General features: G+C 72.9%; 17 protein-coding genes. 13 read left to right on the forward strand and 4 right to left on the reverse strand.

All coding sequences use genetic code 11. From position 1 onward, the window contains the following. Positions 1 to 124 precede the first annotated feature (124 nt). From QMZ92_RS16870 to QMZ92_RS16910, 9 genes are all read left to right on the forward strand, one after another. Complete coding sequence (locus tag QMZ92_RS16870) at positions 125 to 1726, forward strand: acyl-CoA carboxylase subunit beta (protein ID WP_283298204.1); 1602 nt, start codon at positions 125 to 127, stop codon at positions 1724 to 1726. A 7-nt stretch (positions 1727 to 1733) separates the two neighbouring features. Next, on the forward strand, positions 1734 to 3704 hold the full coding sequence (locus QMZ92_RS16875) for an ATP-binding protein (protein ID WP_283298205.1): 1971 nt from the start codon (positions 1734 to 1736) through the stop codon (positions 3702 to 3704). Next, complete coding sequence (locus QMZ92_RS16880) at positions 3701 to 4834, forward strand: acyl-CoA dehydrogenase family protein (protein ID WP_283298206.1); 1134 nt, start codon at positions 3701 to 3703, stop codon at positions 4832 to 4834. Before QMZ92_RS16875 ends, QMZ92_RS16880 begins: the two co-directional genes overlap by 4 nt. Before the next feature lie 45 nt (positions 4835 to 4879). Continuing rightward, complete coding sequence (locus QMZ92_RS16885; RefSeq protein WP_283298207.1) at positions 4880 to 6487, forward strand: 4-coumarate--CoA ligase family protein; 1608 nt, start codon at positions 4880 to 4882, stop codon at positions 6485 to 6487. Then, a complete protein-coding gene (locus QMZ92_RS16890; RefSeq protein WP_283298208.1) occupies positions 6484 to 7233 on the forward strand; it encodes an enoyl-CoA hydratase family protein in 750 nt (249 codons plus the stop codon). Before QMZ92_RS16885 ends, QMZ92_RS16890 begins: the two co-directional genes overlap by 4 nt. After that, the gene (locus tag QMZ92_RS16895; protein WP_283298209.1) at positions 7221 to 7820 is read left to right on the forward strand and encodes a TetR/AcrR family transcriptional regulator; all 600 of its coding nucleotides are present in this window, start codon (positions 7221 to 7223) and stop codon (positions 7818 to 7820) included. The genes QMZ92_RS16890 and QMZ92_RS16895 overlap by 13 nt, the downstream gene beginning before the upstream one ends. 48 nt (positions 7821 to 7868) lie before the next feature. Then, positions 7869 to 8135, forward strand: coding sequence for a type II toxin-antitoxin system CcdA family antitoxin (locus tag QMZ92_RS16900; RefSeq protein WP_283298210.1), 267 nt, complete (start codon positions 7869 to 7871; stop codon positions 8133 to 8135). Beyond that, positions 8123 to 8524 (forward strand): PIN domain-containing protein, encoded by a 402-nt coding sequence (locus QMZ92_RS16905; RefSeq protein WP_283298211.1) that lies wholly within the window; start codon positions 8123 to 8125, stop codon positions 8522 to 8524. Before QMZ92_RS16900 ends, QMZ92_RS16905 begins: the two co-directional genes overlap by 13 nt. Positions 8525 to 8977: 453 nt before the next feature. Further along, entirely contained in the window at positions 8978 to 10024 is a 1047-nt protein-coding gene (locus QMZ92_RS16910; protein ID WP_283298212.1) for an isopenicillin N synthase family dioxygenase, read from the forward strand. A 62-nt stretch (positions 10025 to 10086) separates the two neighbouring features. Here QMZ92_RS16910 and QMZ92_RS16915 read toward each other — a convergent pair whose 3' ends face one another. After that, on the reverse strand, positions 10087 to 11217 hold the full coding sequence (locus QMZ92_RS16915; RefSeq protein ID WP_283298213.1) for a citrate synthase 2: 1131 nt from the start codon (positions 11215 to 11217) through the stop codon (positions 10087 to 10089). Between the two features lie 338 nt (positions 11218 to 11555). Here QMZ92_RS16915 and pdxH point away from each other — a divergent pair, with 338 nt between their 5' ends. Continuing rightward, positions 11556 to 12215: a pyridoxamine 5'-phosphate oxidase gene (pdxH, locus tag QMZ92_RS16920; protein ID WP_283298214.1), complete on the forward strand. Its 660-nt coding sequence runs from the start codon at positions 11556 to 11558 to the stop codon at positions 12213 to 12215. Between the two features lie 414 nt (positions 12216 to 12629). Beyond that, positions 12630 to 13991 carry a PAS domain-containing protein gene (locus tag QMZ92_RS16925; protein WP_283298215.1) on the forward strand — a complete coding sequence of 454 codons (1362 nt, stop codon included), beginning with the start codon at positions 12630 to 12632 and terminating at the stop codon, positions 13989 to 13991. Between the two features lie 59 nt (positions 13992 to 14050). On the opposite strand, the gene QMZ92_RS16930 is transcribed toward QMZ92_RS16925, so the two are convergent. After that, entirely contained in the window at positions 14051 to 14806 is a 756-nt protein-coding gene (locus QMZ92_RS16930) for an SIS domain-containing protein (RefSeq protein WP_283298216.1), read from the reverse strand. A 151-nt stretch (positions 14807 to 14957) separates the two neighbouring features. Here QMZ92_RS16930 and QMZ92_RS16935 point away from each other — a divergent pair, with 151 nt between their 5' ends. Together QMZ92_RS16935 and QMZ92_RS16940 are read left to right on the forward strand one after the other, a co-directional pair. Continuing rightward, complete coding sequence (locus tag QMZ92_RS16935; RefSeq protein WP_138054614.1) at positions 14958 to 15650, forward strand: iron-dependent transcriptional repressor DtxR; 693 nt, start codon at positions 14958 to 14960, stop codon at positions 15648 to 15650. 739 nt (positions 15651 to 16389) lie between these two features. Then, positions 16390 to 17253 (forward strand): alpha/beta fold hydrolase, encoded by an 864-nt coding sequence (locus tag QMZ92_RS16940; RefSeq protein WP_138054615.1) that lies wholly within the window; start codon positions 16390 to 16392, stop codon positions 17251 to 17253. 151 nt (positions 17254 to 17404) lie between these two features. Here QMZ92_RS16940 and QMZ92_RS16945 read toward each other — a convergent pair whose 3' ends face one another. Next, the gene (locus QMZ92_RS16945; protein WP_283298217.1) at positions 17405 to 17845 is read right to left on the reverse strand and encodes a subtilase-type protease inhibitor; all 441 of its coding nucleotides are present in this window, start codon (positions 17843 to 17845) and stop codon (positions 17405 to 17407) included. Between the two features lie 432 nt (positions 17846 to 18277). Then, the gene (locus QMZ92_RS16950) at positions 18278 to 19156 is read right to left on the reverse strand and encodes a hypothetical protein (protein WP_283298218.1); all 879 of its coding nucleotides are present in this window, start codon (positions 19154 to 19156) and stop codon (positions 18278 to 18280) included. Between the last annotated feature and the right edge of the window lie 37 nt (positions 19157 to 19193).

Genomic DNA, 19193 nt, shown 5'->3' on the forward strand with positions numbered 1-19193 from the left:
CGGGCCGGCCACCGCCGCGCCGTGCCGGGCCACCGGGCCGTTCTCCCCGGGCGCCGCCCGGCGTGCTCTCCCGTCCGCGTATCGCAGCCCGCACCGCACCGCACCCCGCACCGGAGGTGATCCCGTGACCGTCCTCGCCAGCGCGCTGGACAGCGCGTCCCCCGACCACGCCGCCCACCGGGAGGCGATGCTCGCCCGACTCGACGCGCTCGGGGCCGAGCACGCCAAGGCCCTCGCCGGCGGCGGCGAGAAGTACACCGCACGGCACCGCAAGCGGGGCAAACTCCTGGCCCGGGAGCGGATCGAGCTGCTCCTCGACGCCGACACCCCGTTCCTGGAGCTGTCGCCGCTGGCCGCCTGGGGCAGCGACTACCCCGTCGGCGCTTCCGTCGTCACCGGCATCGGCACGGTCGAGGGCGTCGAGTGCCTGATCACCGCCAACGATCCGACCGTGCGCGGTGGCGCCAGCAACCCCTGGACGCTGAAGAAGGTCCTCCGCGCGAACGAGATCGCGTTCGCCAACCGGCTGCCGGTTGTCAGCCTCGTCGAGTCCGGCGGTGCGGACCTCCCGTCCCAGAAGGAGATCTTCATCCCGGGCGGGGCGCTCTTCCGCGACCTCACCCGGCTGTCCGCCGCCGGGATCCCCACGATCGCGGTGGTCTTCGGCAACTCCACCGCCGGCGGAGCGTACGTACCCGGCATGTCCGACCACACCGTCATGATCAAGGAGCGGTCGAAGGTCTTCCTCGGCGGGCCGCCGCTGGTGAAGATGGCCACGGGTGAGGAGAGCGACGACGAGTCCCTCGGCGGCGCCGAGATGCACGCCCGGACGTCCGGACTCGCCGACCACTACGCCGTGGACGAGCAAGACGCCCTCCGCCACGCCCGCCGGATCGTCGCGCGTCTCAACCACCGCAAGGCGCACCCCGCTCCGGCGGTCCCGGTCGCACCGCCCGCGTACGACGAGGAGGAGCTCCTCGGCATCGTCCCCGAGGACCTGAAGACCCCGTTCGACCCGCGCGAGGTCATCGCCCGGATCGTCGACGGCTCCGACTTCGACGAGTTCAAGCCGCTGTACGGTCCGAGCCTGGTCACCGGCTGGGCGCGGCTCCACGGCCATCCCGTCGGCATCCTCGCCAACGCGCAGGGCGTGCTGTTCAGCGCCGAGTCGCAGAAGGCCGCCCAGTTCATCCAGCTGGCCAACCAGCGCGACATCCCGCTGGTCTTCCTGCACAACACCACCGGCTACATGGTCGGCAAGGAGTACGAGCAGGGCGGCATCATCAAGCACGGCGCCATGATGATCAACGCGGTCTCCAACTCGAAGGTCCCGCATCTGTCGGTCCTGATGGGCGCCTCGTACGGCGCCGGCCACTACGGGATGTGCGGCCGGGCGTACGACCCGCGCTTCCTCTTCGCCTGGCCCAGTGCCAAGTCCGCCGTGATGGGACCGCAGCAGCTCGCCGGCGTCCTCTCGATCGTCGCCCGCGCCTCGGCCGCCGCCAAGGGGCAGCCCTACGACGAGGAGGCCGACGCGGGGCTGCGCGCGATGGTCGAGCAGCAGATCGAGACGGAGTCGCTGCCGATGTTCCTCTCCGGGCGGCTGTACGACGACGGCGTCATCGACCCGCGCGACACCCGCACGGTGCTCGGCATGTGCCTGTCCGCCATCCACACGGCCCCGGTCGAAGGCGCGCGCGGCGGCTTCGGCGTCTTCAGGATGTGAGGCCCCGATGATCGAAACCCTGCTCGTCGCCAACCGCGGTGAGATCGCCTGCCGGGTGTTCCGCACCTGCCGGGAGCTCGGTATCGCGACGGTCGCCGTCTACGCCGACCCGGACGAGGGCGCGCTGCACACCCGGGAGGCCGACACCGCCGTACGGCTGCCGGGCGCCGCGCCCGCCGACACGTATCTGCGCGGCGACCTGATCGTGAAGGCGGCGCTCGCGGCCGGTGCGGACGCCGTCCACCCCGGCTACGGATTCCTGTCCGAGAACGCCGACTTCGCCCGGGAGGTCATCGGCGCGGGACTGACGTGGATCGGGCCGCCCCCGGAGGCCGTCGAGGCGATGGCGTCCAAGACCCGTGCCAAGGAGCTGATGGGGATCGCCCCGCTGGTGGCGGAGGCGGTCACCGAGGACGACCTGCCCGTGCTGGTGAAGGCGGCGGCCGGCGGCGGCGGTCGCGGTATGCGCGTCGTCCGGGAGCTGGGCGAGCTCCGGGACGGGCTGGCGGCCGCCCGGGCCGAGGCGCTGAGCGCCTTCGGGGACGGCGAGGTCTTCGTCGAGCCGTACGTCGAGGGCGGCCGCCATGTCGAGGTGCAGATCCTCGCCGACGCCCACGGCACGGTGTGGGCGCTGGGCACCCGGGACTGCTCGCTGCAGCGCCGGCACCAGAAGGTCGTCGAGGAGGCGCCCGCGCCGGGGCTGGACCCCGAACTGACCTCCCGACTGGAGGAGATGGCCGTCCGGGCGGCGCGGGCGACGGACTACCTGGGCGCCGGCACGGTCGAGTTCCTCGTGGTCGGCGACCGGGCGCACTTCCTGGAGATGAACACCCGGCTCCAGGTGGAACACCCCGTCACCGAAGCGGTGTTCGGCGTCGACCTGGTGGCCCTGCAGATCGCTGTCGCGGAGGGCGGCGCCCTGCCGCCCTCCCCGCCCGCACCGCGCGGCCATGCCGTCGAGGCCCGGCTGTACGCCGAGGACCCGTCCCGCTCCTGGGCCCCGCAGGCGGGCCGGCTCCACACGCTGTCCTTCCCGGCCGGCCGGCCGGGGGCCGTTGGGGACGGTGCAGCGGAGCCGCGGCCGTGGACCCGGATCGACGCCGGGTACGGCGACGGCGACCGGATCGGCGTTCACTACGACGCGATGATCGCCAAGGTCGTCGTCTGGGCGCCCACCCGGCGGGAGGCCGTGCGCCGGCTCGCGGGCGATCTGGCGAGGAGCACGATCCACGGTCCCGTCACGAACCGCCGGCTGCTCGTCCGGTCCCTGCGGCACCCCGAGTTCGTCGAGGCCCGGATGGACACCGGCTTCTACGACCGGCATCTGCCCGCGCTGACCGCGTCGGAGGACGGCGAGGAACTCGCCGCGCTCGCCGCGGCCCTGGCGGACGCCGCCGCCCGGCGGGCCGCCGGCGGCGCGGCCGGCACGACCGCCCGTCACGGCGGCTGGCGCAACCTCCCCTCGCAGCCCCAGGTGAAGCGCTACCGGGGCCGTGACGCCGAGCACGAGGTCCGCTACCGCGTCACCCGCCGGGGCACACAGGCCGAGGGTTTCCCCGGTGTACGGGTCCGGCACGCCGCCCCGGACGCCGTGCGGCTCGAAGTCGACGGTGTGGAACGCGAGTTCCGGGTCGCCGTCCACGACGGCGACCTGATCCACGTCGACACCCCGACCTCGGCACACACGCTCACCCGGCTGTCCCGCTTCCCCGACCCCACCGCCCAGCGCGAGCCCGGTTCGCTGCTCGCCCCCATGCCCGGCACGGTCGTCCGGGTCGCCGAGGGGCTCGCCCCCGGCGCCACGGTCACCGCCGGCCAGCCGCTCGTCTGGCTGGAGGCGATGAAGATGGAGCACCGCATCACCGCTCCCGCCTCCGGCACCCTCACCGCGCTCCACGCCGCCCCCGGCCGCCAGGTCGAGGTCGGTGCCCTTCTCGCCGTCGTCCAAGCCGCAGCACAGGAGGAGCACACATCATGAGCACGATCATCGAAAGCGAAGAGCGGACGGCGCTGCGCGCCGCGGTCGCGGCCCTCGGGAAGCGGCACGGCCGCGACCACGACCGCGAGGCGCTGTGGGCCGAGGCCGCCAAGCTGGGCTATCTCGGGGTCAACCTCCCGGAGGAGTACGGCGGTGGGGGCGGCGGCATGGCCGAGCTGTCCATCGTGTTGGAGGAGCTCGGCGCCGCCGGCTGCCCCCTGCTGATGATGGTGGTCTCGCCCGCCATCTGCGGCACCGTCATTGCCCGGTTCGGCACCGAGGAGCAGCGTCGCGCGTGGCTCCCGGGCCTCGCCGACGGCACCCGCACGATGGCGTTCGGCATCACCGAGCCGGACGCCGGTTCCAACTCGCACCGGATCACCACGACCGCGCGGCGCACGGAGGGCGGCTGGGTCCTCTCCGGCCGCAAGGTGTTCATCTCCGGCGTCGACATCGCCGACGCGACGCTGGTCGTGGGCCGTACCGAGGACGCACGGACCGGGAAGCTGAAGCCGTGCCTGTTCGTCGTCCCGCGGGACGCGCCGGGCTTCGGCCGATCGCAGATCGACATGGAACTGCACGCGCAGGAGAAGCAGTTCGAGCTGGTCCTCGACGACGTGGAACTGCCCGGGGACGCGCTGGTGGGCGAGGAGGACGCCGGACTGCTCCAGCTGTTCGCCGGACTCAACCCGGAGCGCATCATGACGGCCGCGTTCGCGATCGGCATGGGGCGCTACGCGCTGGCCCGCGCCGTGGAGTACGCGAAGGAGCGGCAGGTCTGGAAGGCGCCCATCGGCGCCCACCAGGCCATCGCGCACCCCCTCGCCCAGGCGCACATCGAGCTGGAACTCGCCCGGCTGATGATGCAGAAGGCCGCGGCGCTGTACGACGCGGGCGACGACGCGGGCGCCGGCGAGGCCGCCAACATGGCCAAGTACGCGGCCGGAGAAGCCTGTGTGAGGGCCGTCGACCAGTCCGTCCACACGCTCGGCGGCAACGGCCTCACCCGCGAGTACGGTCTCGCGTCCCTGGTCACCGCCGCCCGGGTGGCCCGGATCGCCCCGGTGAGCCGTGAAATGGTGCTGAACTTCGTGTCCCACCAGTCCCTGGGTCTCCCCAAGTCGTACTGACAGGGGAGATTCTGGCGACCACGACACGACCGTGAAGGGGCTGCCATGGTGATGCACAGCGAGTACGCGGACGTCCCGTCCCTCTCCGTCCCGATCCACGAAGCCGTCCTGGGCCGGGCCGTCGAGTACGGCGACACCGTCGCCCTGATCGACGGGGCCGGCGGTACGACGCTCACGTACGCCCAGCTCGACACGTACCACCGCAGGCTCGCGGCGGCGTTCGCCGACGCGGGCGTCCGCAAGGGCGACGTGCTCGCCCTGCACAGCCCCAACACGATCGCCTACCCGACGGTCTTCTACGCCGCCACACGCGCCGGGGCGTCCGTCACCACCGTCCATCCGCTCTCCACGGCGGAGGAGTTCGCCAAGCAGCTGCGTGACTCCTCCGCCCGCTGGATCGTCACCGTCTCCCCGCTGCTCGAAGCGGCGCGGCGCGCTGCGGAACTGGTCGGCGGGGTCGAGGAGATCTTCGTCTGCGACCAGTCCGACGGCCATCGCTCGATCCTCTCCATGCTCGGCTCCACCGCCCCCGAACCCGACGTCGCCATCGATCCGGCGGAGGACGTCGCGGCCCTGCCGTACTCCTCCGGCACCACCGGCGTGCCCAAGGGCGTCATGCTCACCCACCGGTCCATCGCCACCAATCTGGCGCAGCTGGAACCGGTGATCCCCATGAAGCCCGGCGACCGGGTTCTTGCCGTGCTGCCGTTCTTCCACATCTACGGCCTCACCGCGCTGATGAACGCCCCGCTGCGCAACGGCGCGACCGTCGTCGTCCTGCCGCGGTTCGACCTCGACCAGTTCCTCGCCGCGATCGAGAAGCACCGGATCAACGCCCTGTACGTGGCCCCGCCGATCGTGCTGGCCCTGGCCAAGCACCCGGCGGTCGCCCGCTACGACCTGTCGTCGCTGGAGTACGTCGTCAGCGCCGCCGCCCCGCTCGACGCCGGGCTCGCCCGCGCCTGCTCGGAGCGGCTCGGTCTGCCGCCGGTGCTCCAGGCGTACGGCATGACGGAGCTGTCACCCGGCACCCACGTCGTGCCGCTCGACGCCGTGAACCCGCCGCCCGGCGCCGTGGGCAAGCTGCTGCCCGGCACCGAGATGCGGATCCTGGCGCTCCACGACCCCGGCCGGGACGCCGCACCCGGCGAGGAGGGCGAGATCGCCATCCGCGGGCCGCAGGTGATGAAGGGCTATCTGAACCGCCCCGACGCCACCGCCGCCATGATCGACGGCGACGGCTGGGTGCACACCGGTGACATCGGCCGGGTCGACGGGGACGGCTGGCTGTTCGTCGTCGACCGGGTCAAGGAACTCATCAAGTACAAGGGCTTCCAGGTCGCCCCGGCGGAGCTGGAGGCCCTGCTGCTCACCCATGAGGGGATCGCGGATGCCGCCGTGATCGGCGTGTACGACGACGACGGGAACGAGATACCCAAGGCGTACGTGGTACGGCAGGCCGCCGCGCCCGATCTGACCGCGGACGCGGTCCTCGCCCATGTCGCCGAGCGGGTGGCCCCGTACAAGAAGATCCGGCGCGTCGAGTTCATCGGAGGGGTGCCCCGGGCCGCCTCGGGGAAGATCCTCCGCCGCGAACTGCGCGACCGGGAGACCCGGCAGGCCCGGGAGGAATCGGAGAAGGAGACCACGTGACATCCACCGGCACGGAGACCGTCAAGGCGGCGACAGCACGCGGCATCACGACCCTGACGCTGGACTCGCCGGCGAACCGCAACGCCCTCTCGGCGCGGCTGGTCGGCGAGCTGGCCGACGCCGTGGCCGAGTGCGGGAAGGACCCCGCCGTGCGGGCCGTCGTCCTGACCCACACCGGCGGCACCTTCAGTGCCGGCGCCGATCTGAAGGAGCCCCCGAACCCGTACACGTTCGTCGCGCTGCTGCGGCGGATCGTCGAACTGCCCAAGCCCGTGGTGGCGCGGGTGGACGGCCATGTGCGGGCCGGCGGGCTCGGCCTCGTCGGCGCCTGCGACGTAGCCGCTGCGTCCGCCCGGTCCGACTTCGCGTTCACGGAAGTGCGGATCGGGGTGGCGCCCGCCGTGATCTCCCTGCCGCTGCTGCCGCGCCTGGAGCCCCGGGCGGCGGCCCGCTACTACCTCGGCGGGGAGCGTTTCGGCGCCGTGGAGGCGGCCCGCATGGGCCTGCTGACGGCCGTAGCCGAGGACGTGGACGAGGCTCTGGCTCCGGTCCTCGACGGCTTCCGCAAGGCTTCGCCGCAGGCCCTGGACGCGACGAAACAGCTGCTCACGGCTAGGGTGCGGGAGACCTTCGACCGTGACGCCGAGGACCTCGTCCAACGCTCGGCGTCGATCTTCGCCTCCGCGGAGGCGCGCGAGGGGATGACGGCCTTCCTCGAACGACGGGACCCCGCATGGGTGTTGTGACCTCCCCCGCCGGCTCCGCCAAGGAGCCCAAGCAGGACCGCAGTCGGGCCACCCGGCAGCGGCTGCTGGAGGCCGCGGTGGCCTGCCTCGCCGAACGCGGCTGGGCGGGCTCCACCGTCTCGGTGGTCGCCGAGCGGGCCGGGGTCTCGCGGGGCGCGGCACAGCACCACTTCCCGACCAGGGAGGACCTGTTCACAGCGGCCGTGGAGTACGTGGCGGAGGAGCGGTCCTCGGCGCTGCGGTCCCTTCCGGGGCAGAGCAGGGCCGCCGTCGTTGCCGCCCTGGTCGACCTCTACACCGGTCCGCTCTTCCGCGCCGCCCTCCATCTGTGGGTCGCGGCCTCCAACGAGGAGCAGCTGCGCGGCCGCGTCACCGAGCTGGAGGCGCGGGTCGGCCGCGAGACCCACCGGATCGCGGTGGAGCTGCTCGGCGCGGACGAGACGGTGCCGGGCGTGCGGGAGACCGTCCAGGGCCTGCTCGACATGGCCCGCGGCCTGGGGCTCGCGAACCTGCTGACCGACGACGCGGCGAGGCGGAAGCGGGTCGTGGGGCAGTGGGCGCGGTTGCTGGAGGAGACGCTGGGGTGAAACGTATCTGCATACTGATGGTATGCGGATGTGGGGTAGCCTGGCTCCATGGCCGAGACGACACGCATCACGGTGACGCTTCCCACCGCCGACGTGGAAGTGCTGAAGAAGCTGACGGACAACGTGTCCGCGTACGTGGCCGAGGCGGTGGCTCGCCAGATCCGGCACCAACTGCGCAGGGAAGAGTTCGAGCGTTATCAGGAGGAGCACGGCGCCTTCACCGAGCAGGAACTCGCCGAGGCACGTGCCGCCGTCGCTCAGGCGCTCTCGGACGATCAGGGTGCACCCGGGGCGAGGGCCGCATGGGCCCGGTAGTGGAAACCCTGGTCCTCGACTCCGAGGGGCTGTCGGCCTGGATCGCGCAGGACCGCAAGGTCACCGCCGTCCTTGAAGCCTTCGACGGCAGCGGTACCGAATTCGTCGTCGGCGCCAACACCGTCATCGAGGCCGCCCACGCCGGAACCAGCATTCCCCGGCTGAACCGGCTCCTCTCCCGCGTCAAGGTGGAGACCGTCACCGAGGAGTCCGCGAAGGCCGCCGCCCGGCTGCTCAAGGACGCCGGACTGCACGGCCGCAAGTACGCCATCGACGCGACCGTCGCCGAGATGGCGCTGCGCCAGCCGGGCCCCGTCGTGATGATGACGTCCGACCTCGACGACATGGCCAGGCTCTGTGGCGACCGGATCCGGCTCCTGAGCGTCTGACCCGGTGTCCACCGGTCTTTGGCCCCGCCGGCGGGTGCGGTGAGGCTCTGCGGGTGGCCGGGCCGGGCGCGACCCTCGGGCCGTTCGAGGGCCGAACCCCTGGTACCGGGTCCGCCCTCCGCGGTCGGCCCGAGCCGGGCGGCCCCGCGACCAGGGGGAAGTCCGGGGCACGGGCCCTCGGTCGCGCGCCCACCGTTCCCGCCCTGTGACCCGGGTCACGGCCGCTCGCCGAGCCCCGCGTCGTACCCTTTCCCCATGCTTCCGCTCGTTCGCCGTCGCCACGTGGACTTCCTCCGCGTCACGAGCATGGGCTGTCGGGCTCACCTCCGACCCACGCCCTGACTCCACCCCCACCCGGCCCACCGGCCCCGCCCCCACTCCGGCGGACGTCGGCGGCACACACCCGGTCACCACCGGGACCGGCGGCCGGGACACAGAACAGCGGACGCACCCATGTCTTCTTCGCAGCACCTCCCGCAGCACGCCTCGCGCGACCTCTCGCAGCTCCCGGTCGTCGACCTCTCCGCGGCCGACCGCGGCCCCGCGGCCCGCGCCGACCTGCACGCCCGTCTGCACGCCGCCGCGCACGACGTCGGCTTCTTCCAGTTGGTCGGCCACGGCGTCACCGAGGCCGAGACCGACGCGCTCATGCGTGCGACGCGCGCCTTCTTCGCCCTGCCCGAGGCCGAGCGGCACGCCATCGACAACGTCAACTCACCGCACTTCCGGGGCTACACGCGCATCGGCGACGAGCGCACCGGCGGCAGCCGCGACTGGCGCGACCAGCTCGACATCGGCGCCGAGCGGCCCGCACACGTGCCCGCGCCGGGCGAGCCCGCGTACTGGTGGCTGGAGGGCCCCAACCAGTGGCCCGCCGCACTGCCCGAACTGCGCACCGCCGCACTCGGCTGGATCGAGCGGCTCAGCGGGGTCGCGCACCGGCTGCTCCACGAACTCCTGACGGCCATCGGCGCCCCGCCGGACTTCTACGACGACGTCTTCGGCGACCGGGCCCATCTGCACCTGAAGCTGGTCCGCTACCCCGGCAGCGCCGGCGACGGCGCCGACCAGGGCGTCGGCGCCCACAAGGACTACGGCTTCCTCACCCTGCTTCACCAGGACGGCATCGGCGGTCTCCAGGTGCAGCGGGAGGACGGCCTCTTCCACGACGTACCGCCGATGCCCGGCGCGTTCGTCGTGAACCTCGGCGAACTCCTCGAGGTCGCCACCAACGGCTACCTCGTCGCCACCAACCACCGGGTGGTCAGTCCGCCCGGTGCCACCGAGCGGTTCTCCGTGCCGTTCTTCTTCAACCCGCGGCTCGACGCCCGGGTCGCCCCGCTGCCCTTCCCGTACGCGGCCGACGCGCCCGGCGTCACCACCGACCCGGCCAACCCGCTCTTCGCCGAGTACGGGCGCAACGAGCTCAAGGGCAAGCTGCGGGCGCATCCGCTGGTCGCCGCCCGCCACCACGCGGATCTCGTGGAGCGGGCGGCCTGACGGCCGGTGCGTCGCCTGCGGGCCCGGACCGCCGCACGCGCCGGGCCCGCTCCCTTGCCGCGCTACCGCGCGGCGGCGTCGGTGACGGCGGCGATGTCGGTGATGTCGGCGTAACCCTCGATCGAGCGCGGGTCGCGCGGGCCGGGGCCGACGTAACGGGCGGACGGCCGCACCAGACGGCCGGTGCGCTTCTGCTCCAGGATGTGCGCCGACCAGCCCGCCGTACGGGCGCAGCTGAACATCGACGTGAACATGTGCGCAGGGACCTCGGCGAAGTCCAGCATGATCGCCGCCCAGAACTCCACGTTCGTCGCCAGGACCCGGTCCGGACGGCGGTTGTGCAGCTCCTCCAGCGCGGCCCTCTCCAGTGCCTCCGCGATCTCGTAGCGGGGCGCGCCCAGCTCCTTCGCCGTCCTCCGCAGGACGCGGGCGCGCGGGTCCTCGGCCCGGTACACCCGGTGGCCGAAGCCCATCAGGCGCTCGCCCTTGTCCAGGGCCTTCCTGACGTACGCGGCCGCGTCCCCGGTGCGCTCGATCTCCTCGATCATGCCGAGTACCCGGGACGGGGCGCCGCCGTGCAGCGGACCCGACATGGCGCCGACGGCGCCGGAGAGCGCGGCGGCCACATCGGCGCCCGTCGAGGCGATGACCCGGGCGGTGAAGGTGGAGGCGTTCATGCCGTGCTCCGCGGCCGACGTCCAGTAGGCGTCGACGGCCTTCACGTGCTTGGGGTCCGGTTCACCCCGCCAGCGGATCATGAACCGTTCGACGACCGACTCGGCCTTGTCGATCTCCCGCTGCGGCACCATCGGCAGCCCCTGGCCGCGGGCACTCTGTGCCACGTACGAGAGCGCCATCACGGCGGCCCGGGCGAGGTCGTCCCGAGCCTGCGCCTCGTCGATGTCGAGGAGCGGCTTCAGGCCCCACACGGGGGCGAGCATCGCGAGTGCCGACTGGACGTCGACGCGGATGTCACCGGAGTGGACCGGGATCGGGAACGGCTCGGCGGGCGGCAGACCGGGGTTGAACGCCCCGTCCACCAGCAGCCCCCACACGTTCCCGAAGGAGACGTGGCCGACGAGGTCCTCGATGTCGACACCTCGGTAGCGGAGCGCGCCGCCCTCCTTGTCGGGTTCGGCGATCTCCGTCTCGAACGCGACGACTCCCTCGAGTCCGGGTACGAAATCGGACATCAGGCGGCTCCTCAGGATATGTGCGAGACAAGCTTCGGCCCGGGTGGGTCACCACCACGGTGATGCCCCTCGCGGCGCGTGGTCACCCGCTCCGCGTCGTAGGGAGGCCACAGCGGCCCAGCGCACGATTTTGGCCGGTTCCTCCGATGCGGGGAAGCGTGACATCCGGCACACTGCACCGATCCGGTTCCGGAGGATTGGCGGCACTCCGTGCCGGGAAAACTCGGCCGCGCTCCGAACGGGTGACGAGGGGAGCCGCGGCGCCCCGCCCCGACCGCCACGGCGCCGGCCCCCGGAGGGCGGGGAACCACCCGGGGCGCGTGCGGCAGGATGACCCCGTGACCGACGCCCTCGACCCCGCCGCCATGCGCGAGCACTACCGCTCGACACCGCTCGACGAGGCGGACCTGCCCGCCGATCCGATGGAACAGTTCGTCCACTGGTTCAAGGACGCCGCGGCCGGCCGGCTCCACGAGCCGAACGCCATGATCGTCTCCACGGCCACGCCCGACGGCCGGCCGTCCTCCCGGACCGTGCTGCTGAAGCACTTCGACGACCGCGGCTTCGTCTTCTACACGAACTACGCCTCGCGCAAGGGCCGCGAACTCGAGGCCAACCCGCACGTCTCGCTGCTGTTCCCCTGGCACCCGCTGACCCGCCAGATCATCGTGACCGGCACCGCGGCCCGGGTGGGCCGCGACGAGACGGCCGCCTACTTCCGCACCCGGCCCCACGGCTCCCAGCTCGGTGCCTGGGCCAGCCCCCAGTCCTCGGTGCTCCCGTCCCGTGGGGAGCTGCTGCGGCGCTACGAGGAACTCGCCGACCGGTACCCGGCGGGTGAGCAGGTGCCGGTGCCGCCGGAGTGGGGCGGCTACCGGGTGACGCCCGGGACCGTCGAGTTCTGGCAGGGCCACGAGAACCGGCTCCACGACCGCCTACGGTACGTCCGCACCCCGGAAGGGCCCGGTGGCTGGCGGGTGGAGCGGCTGGCTCCGTGAACCGCGGGCGGGCCGGGCGGGGTGAGGTGCGCCCCGGGGCAGGGACCGGGAACGCGGAAACCCGCGGGCTCGGGTCCCTCCGAGGAGGAAGCCGGCCGGACGTACCGGCGAGCCCGCGGGTCGGTGACTGCTTGGATTTCGGCAGTGGCCCTGCCGAGGTGCACGAAGGTGCGACGACGGGCCGTTAGGCCGCAGCCACCTCTCGCGTCCGGAATGCCATCATGTTCCGAATCACCTCCCTTCTCGAGGCGTCCCACACTAGGAACCTCGCGAGGGTGACTCAACCCCTTTTTGCCCGGGGCGACGATTTCCGGGAAATGGATGTGTCCTGAGTCACGTTCCAGTTGAATGATCGGGGTGCCGCTTTGCGGAGGGCGGCACGGGCCGAGGACACGTCCTGCAGGGGGTGCCGGGATGAGTGCTTCCAAGAGCGAGGCCGCCAGCGCGCTGGGACCGGACGAGCCGGAGCGGGACGGCCCCGGTTCCGATCTGCTCGCGGCGCTGCTGGACGGGATGGACGCCGCGCTGTGCGCGTTCGACGCGGACGGTGTGATCACCCACTGGAACCGGGAGGCCGAGCGGATCCTCGGCTGGTCGGCCGACGAGGCCGTCGGGCGGCGCGGTTTCGCCGGGTGGGCCGTGCGGACCGCGGACGCGGACGAGGTGCAGGGCCGGCTGATGGCCGCGATGACCGCACCGGGCCGTCAGGTGCACGAGTTCGCGCTGTTGCGCAAGGACGGCGGGCGGGTGCTCGTACGGACGCAGTCCGCCGGGGTGCGCGGTGCCGACGGCGGGCCCGCCGGGGTGTACTGCGCGTTCAGCGAAGTGCACGCCCAGATCGATCTGGAGCGGTCGATCGCCTTGAGCGAGGCGCTGTTCGAGGACGCGTCGTGGGGCGTCGTGCTGGTGGACGTGGACCTGCGGCCCGCCGTCGTGAACCGGCAAGCGGCCCGGATGCTGGGATCCTCCGGCCGCACGACGGCGCTCGGGCGTCCGCTCGGGGAGCTGGTCGTGCGGGGCGTTGAGGAACTGGAGGGCGCACTGCACCACGTCCTCGCCGATGGTGCGCCCGGCGCGCTCGTCGAGCTGTGGCTGACAGTGCGTGGCGACGAGGGCGAGCAGCGCAGGTGCTGGCGCAGCGGATTCCTCAGGCTGGCGTCGCCACTGGCCGAGGAACCGGTGCCGCTGGGCGTGGGCTGGCTGTTCCAGGACGTCACCCAGGCCAAGCTCGCGGAGCAGGAGGCGGACCGGCTGCGGTTCCGGTTCAGCCAGCTGCACCGGGCGGCCCGGGCTGCGGCCGAGTGCGAGGACCCGATGGAGGCGGCGACGACGCGGCTCGACTTCGCCCTCGCCGGATTCGCCGACCACGTCCTCGTCGACGTGCTGTCGGAGGACGGCGAACGGCTGGTGCGGGCCGCGGCGACGCCGTCGGGTGCCCCGGGACCGGTCGCCCGGGTGGCGGGCGCGGGCATCCCGCTCCGGTATCCGCAGGGCCATCCGGCACTGCAGGCGGTGGACCGCGTCGGTTCCGTCCGCACCAGCACGGGCGGAGGGCCGGACCGTACCGAGAGCTGGGCAGCGGAACGCCAGTGGCCGCGCGACGCGGTGCACGCCCTGTCCACGGTGCTCCGCAGCCGCGGCCGCACGCTCGGTGTCGTCACCTTCCTGCGGTCCGCCAACCGCCCCCGCTTCGAACGCCCCGACGCGGAGTACGCGGAGAGCGTCGCGACGCACGTGGCGGCAGCACTGGACCTGGCCCGGGCGCGCGGCGGATAGCCCCGCCCGCCGCGACCGGGTCCGCGCCGGGGCCCCGTCTGCCGCGCGGGGGCCCGGGCTCAGCGGCGGTAGAAGATCCGGTCCGCGTACTGGGCCATGACCCGGCCGTTCCACTCGTGTCCGCCGTCCACGTTCCCCGACCGCAGCAGGGGCGGCTCGATGCCGCGTTCGGCCAGTTCGCCGGCAGCGGCAGCGAGGGTCGCCTGCATCAGGGCGCTGGTGACGACCGTGGAGGCGGGCGCGAACGGGGCCGCGATGCCCTCCGCGGTCAGCTCGGCGTCGCCGACCGCGATCTTGGAGTCGAGGACGATGTCGCAGTGGTCCTTGAGGAACGTGCCCGAGGTGTGCCGGGACTTCGTCTCCGAGGCGTACGCCACGGACGTCACCCCGATGACCTTCAGCCCGAGCGCCCGCGCGTTCAGGGCCATCTCGACGGGCAGGGCGTTGCGGCCGGAGAGGGAGACGACGACCAGTACGTCGCCGGCGCGGGCGGGGCTGGAGTCGAGTACGGCGCCGGCCAGGCCGTCGACGCGCTCCAGCGCGGAGCCGAGGGTCGCGGGCATCACGTCGACACCGACGGCGCCGGGGACGGCGAGCAGGTTCATCAGCGCCAGACCGCCTGCCCGGTAGACGACGTCCTGTGCGGCGAGCGAGGAGTGGCCCGCGCCGAAGGCGAACAGCCTCCCGCCCGCGGCGACGGTGTCCGCGACGGCCGCGCCGGCCGCGGCGATGCTCGCCGCCTCCTCGTCGCGCACACGCTCCAGCAGACCGATCGCGGCGTCGAAGAACTGTCCCGCCAGCTTGTTCCCGCCCATCGCGGTCGCCCCTTCCCGTCGTGTCGCGGATCACGTTGCGGTCTGGACCATTGCTCTGTCAATACGGGTTCCAGGCAGGCGTGGCCCGGTTGTCGGCGGCATGCGTCAGAATTGGGGCAGGGCCACCGCACGACTTCTTCGAGGGGCACGTATGTCCGGACTGATCGACACCACGGAGATGTATCTCCGCACCATCCTCGAGCTGGAAGAGGAAGGCGTGGTCCCGATGCGCGCCCGCATCGCGGAGCGGCTCGACCAGAGCGGGCCGACGGTCAGCCAGACCGTCGCGCGGATGGAGCGCGACGGGCTCGTGACGGTCGCGGGCGACCGTCACCTGGAGCTGACTGAGGAGGGCCGCCGGCTCGCCACCCGCGTGATGCGCAAGCACCGGCTCGCCGAGTGCCTCCTGGTCGATGTGATCGGCCTGGAGTGGGAGCAGGTCCATGCCGAGGCGTGCCGCTGGGAGCACGTGATGAGCGAGGCCGTGGAGCGGCGCGTGCTCGAGCTCCTGCGGCACCCCACCGAGTCGCCGTACGGCAACCCGATCCCGGGCCTGGAGGAGCTGGGCGAGAAGTCCGAGGCCGAGGCGTTCCTGGACGACGGCATGGTCAGCCTGGCCGATCTCGACGCCGGCACGGAGGCCAAGACGGTGGTGGTCCGGCGGATCGGGGAGCCGATCCAGACGGACGCCCAGCTGATGTACACGCTCCGCCGCGCCGGTGTGCAGCCCGGCTCGGTGGTGAGCGTGACCGAGTCGGCCGGCGGGGTGCTGGTGGGCAGCGGCGGTGAGGCCGCGGAGCTGAAGGCGGACGTCGCCTCGCACGTCTTCGTGGCGAAGCGCTGAGTACCCGCTCCGTGCGCTCCCGGCCCCGGCGGTCGTCCGCCGGAGACCGCTGAGCGACCGGACCGGCCCACCGGGCGCGGCCGTCGTCCCGGGCGGCTCCATCGGCCCACCGGGCCTGGCTGGCGTCGCGCGGTCCGGCTGTCCCGTCCACCGGCCCACCGGGCTCCGGCTCGTCGGGCTCCCGTCCCGCGAGCATCGCGGGAGACGGGGACCTCGTGCGGCGCGTCCGTACCGTGCATCCGCGGTACGGGCGCGCTTCGTCGTCCGGCGTGCGACCCCCGCCCGCCGTGTGACTCCTCCGCCCGCCGTGAGGACTCTTTCAGAACGCGCTTTCCGGCCGTAACGGCAGCGCACGGGCGGTTTGCGTGCCACCCTGTGGCTGAGGCATGTGACCGGGCCGGGCCGGGTCGGTGGTCGGCCGCAGGGGAGGGAGCGGAGCATGCGGCTGTTGAACGCGGAGGGCCCCGGCGCCCTGCGGCGCCGGGGCCTGTCCTCCCCTTCGCTGACCCGGAGCCCCGAGCTCCCAGGGTCAATCCCCTCGGACCGTCTTCCCCGAGCGGCCCGCCTCCCGCTGAAGATCTCCCCTCGGCGACGCGCGTCAATCCTTGAGGGTGGTCACTCGAACGAGGGGTGTTGCTGGCCGGAAGCCAGTTTTCGAATGGAAGTTCGATAGTCTGGCCGGGCTCGATCGCTTCGGAGAGTCCGGAGATCCACGGGGCCAGAAGGGGGTGCCAGGACCATGGTGCGGCGCATCGACGTGGCCGGTACGGCCGGTGTACGGCTCGCGGCCTGGGAGTTCGCCGACCCGCCCAAGGGGCGCGGCGAGACGGACCGCGTCCCGGGCGTCTTACTCCTCCACGGGCTGATGGGCCGGGCCTCGCACTGGGCGCCCACCGCCCGCTGGCTGTCCGAACGGCACCGGGCGGTCGCCCTCGACCAGCGCGGGCACGGCCGCAGCGAGCGGCCCGCCGACGGAGTGTTCACCCGCGAGGCGTACGTCGCGGACGCGGCGGCCGCGGTGGAGCGGCTGGGCCTGGCGCCGGCGATCCTCGTCGGCCACTCCATGGGTGCCCTGACGGCCTGGCAACTCGCCGCCGAGCGTCCCGACCTGGTGCGGGCCCTGGTCATCTGCGACATGCGCGCCTCCGCGCTCGGCGCAGCCTCCCAGCGGGAGTGGGAGGACTGGTTCCGCTCATGGCCCGTGCCCTTCGCGACGCTGGCGGACGTGCGCAAGTGGTTCGGTGAGGACGACCCCTGGGTGGAGCGTCCCAGCCCGTCTCGGGGCGAGTTCTTCGCCGAGGTGATGGCCGAACGGGCGGACGGCTGGCGGCCCGTCTTCTCCCGCCGCCAGATGCTGCGGTCCCGGGCGACCTGGGTGCACGACGCGCACTGGGACTCGCTCGCCCAGGTCACGTGCCCGACGCTCGTGGTCCGCGGGCTCGACGGGGAACTGGGCCGTGCGGAGGCTCAGGAGATGGTCCGGGTCCTGGCTCGCGGGCAGTACGCGGAGGTGGCGGACGCCGGCCATCTCGTCCACTACGACCAGCCGGAGGCCTGGCGCGCGGTCGTCGAGCCCTTCCTCGAAGGCGTCCTGACGGTGTGACGGTCTGACGGCGGTGCGCATCGACCTCGCCCGGGACCGGATGGCCGGGGAGGGGGCCATCCAGTCCATGGGAGTGCCGGCGTGCCGCGCCGGCGGTGCGGCGGACCGGGACCGCCGTCGTATCGCCCCGGTCCGCCGCGGCTGAGGGGCCTCAGAAGGCGAAGACGGTGGATCCGCCCATGCTCTCCCGCATCTCGCACGCGTTGCCGTACGTGGCCGACCAGTCGACGCGCTTGCCCTCCCAGACCCCGGTGGCGATGATCGTGACCGGGTCCCACTGCCGGGTGCAGGGGCGGTCGGACGTCCTGGTCAGCAGGGCGAACTCGCCGCTCACCGCGTTCAGTTCACCGCAGGCCGCGCGGGCGGACGGGTGGGTGCCGCCCGGCGCCGGGGCGCAGTTCAGCGTGACCGCGCGCTCGACGGTCGCCGTCGCGGCGGCTTCGCCCCTGCCGACCGCCAGCACCAGGGCGGACGGCGCGTAGAGCCCCGTGTGACCGGCGGCATCGGCGTGCGCGGTGCCCGCGGCCAGGCCGCCGAGCACGAGCGCCGCTGCGGAGGCCGTCGCGCCGAGTGTGTGGACGATGTAACGCATGAGTGAACCCCTTTGACGGTGTGTGCGGTTGCGGTCGGGAGTCTTGCTGATGCGTACAGTGATCGCACATCCATCACCTGTTTCCGGCCGCATACGTTCAAGGCGTGCCGACCGAATGGCCGTTCGGGCAGCTCGGAAGGGGTGTGCGAGGCGGGTGATCGGTTGTCCGGTATATGGACAGCGGGGTGTGGTCCAACGCGGAACAAAGGTCCGGCCTGCGGTGATGCAAAACCGGTTTCGTCTTTGACCGCCGCCGCGCCGTGCGCTTCGGCCGGAATCCGGCGCCTTTCGGTGAACCTCGTCCCGGGTGCTCGCCGCGTTCCGCCGTACGCCTTCGTATACAGCGAAGGGCCGGCGCCGGAGTGGTGCACTCCGTCGCCGGCCCGTCGTCGTGAGGTCGCGCTTTCTGCACGAGACCTCCACAAGCGGAAGTCAGTCGATGGGCTTCCTGACCTCCTCGCGCACCTTCAGCGTGTTCGCGGCCGCCGTCCGGAGGTCCAGTGACTCGGGGCTCCGCGTCGCGGTCTCGGGGGTCACCTCGGCGACGGAGCCGTTGGTGTTCCCGTCCGCCCAGGCGCACATGGGGAAGGAACTCTTCCCGCCGGTGGACGCGGCGGTCAGGACCTGGCAGGTGACGGTGACGTCGGAGCCGGGCACCTCGATGTCCTTCGGCGGCACGGCGACCGTCGCCCCCTCCGACCGGGCGGCGCCCTTCAGCATGCTCTCCCGGGCGTCGTCCGGGTCCTTGATCTGCCCGTAGAGGGCCGAGAGGACCAGAACCCCGGCCTTCTTCGCGTCGGTGGAGGCGTACTGGCCCACGACGCCCTTCGGATCACGGATGTTGGCCTCGCTCGCGCCTGCCAGCGCGGAGTCGCCCTGCTCGGAGAGGTCCTGGGCCAGCGTGTACTCGCCGCCCAGCAGCGTCCCGGGGAGGGTGACCTTGTGCGTGGCCTCCGGGAAGGAGCCGGAGCCGCCGCCCCGGTTTCCCGCCCACGCGAGCACCGCGACGGCCACGGCGACCGACACCCCGATGATCGCGACCTTCGGGCCGGACCAGAACTTCTTCGGCGGCGCGGGCGGGGGAGCCCAGGCACCCTGCTGGGGGAAGGGCGGCGGCGGTCCGTAAGGGCCTCCCTGAGGCGGGCCGTACGGACCTCCCTGCTGTGGCGGAGGGCCGTAGGGGCCCGGCTGCCCCGGACCGTACGGCCCCGGCTGCCCTGGGCCGTAGGGGCCCGGCTGCGCCGCGCCCTGTGCCGGTGGCGGATACCCCGGGTACTGCGGTTGTCCCTGGGGCGGAGGAGGCATGGACATGATCCGTACAGTACGTCATGGGCTCTCGATGCCCGGC

Source organism: Streptomyces sp. HNM0645 (assembly GCF_030056615.1).
GTDB lineage: Bacteria > Actinomycetota > Actinomycetes > Streptomycetales > Streptomycetaceae > Streptomyces > Streptomyces marianii.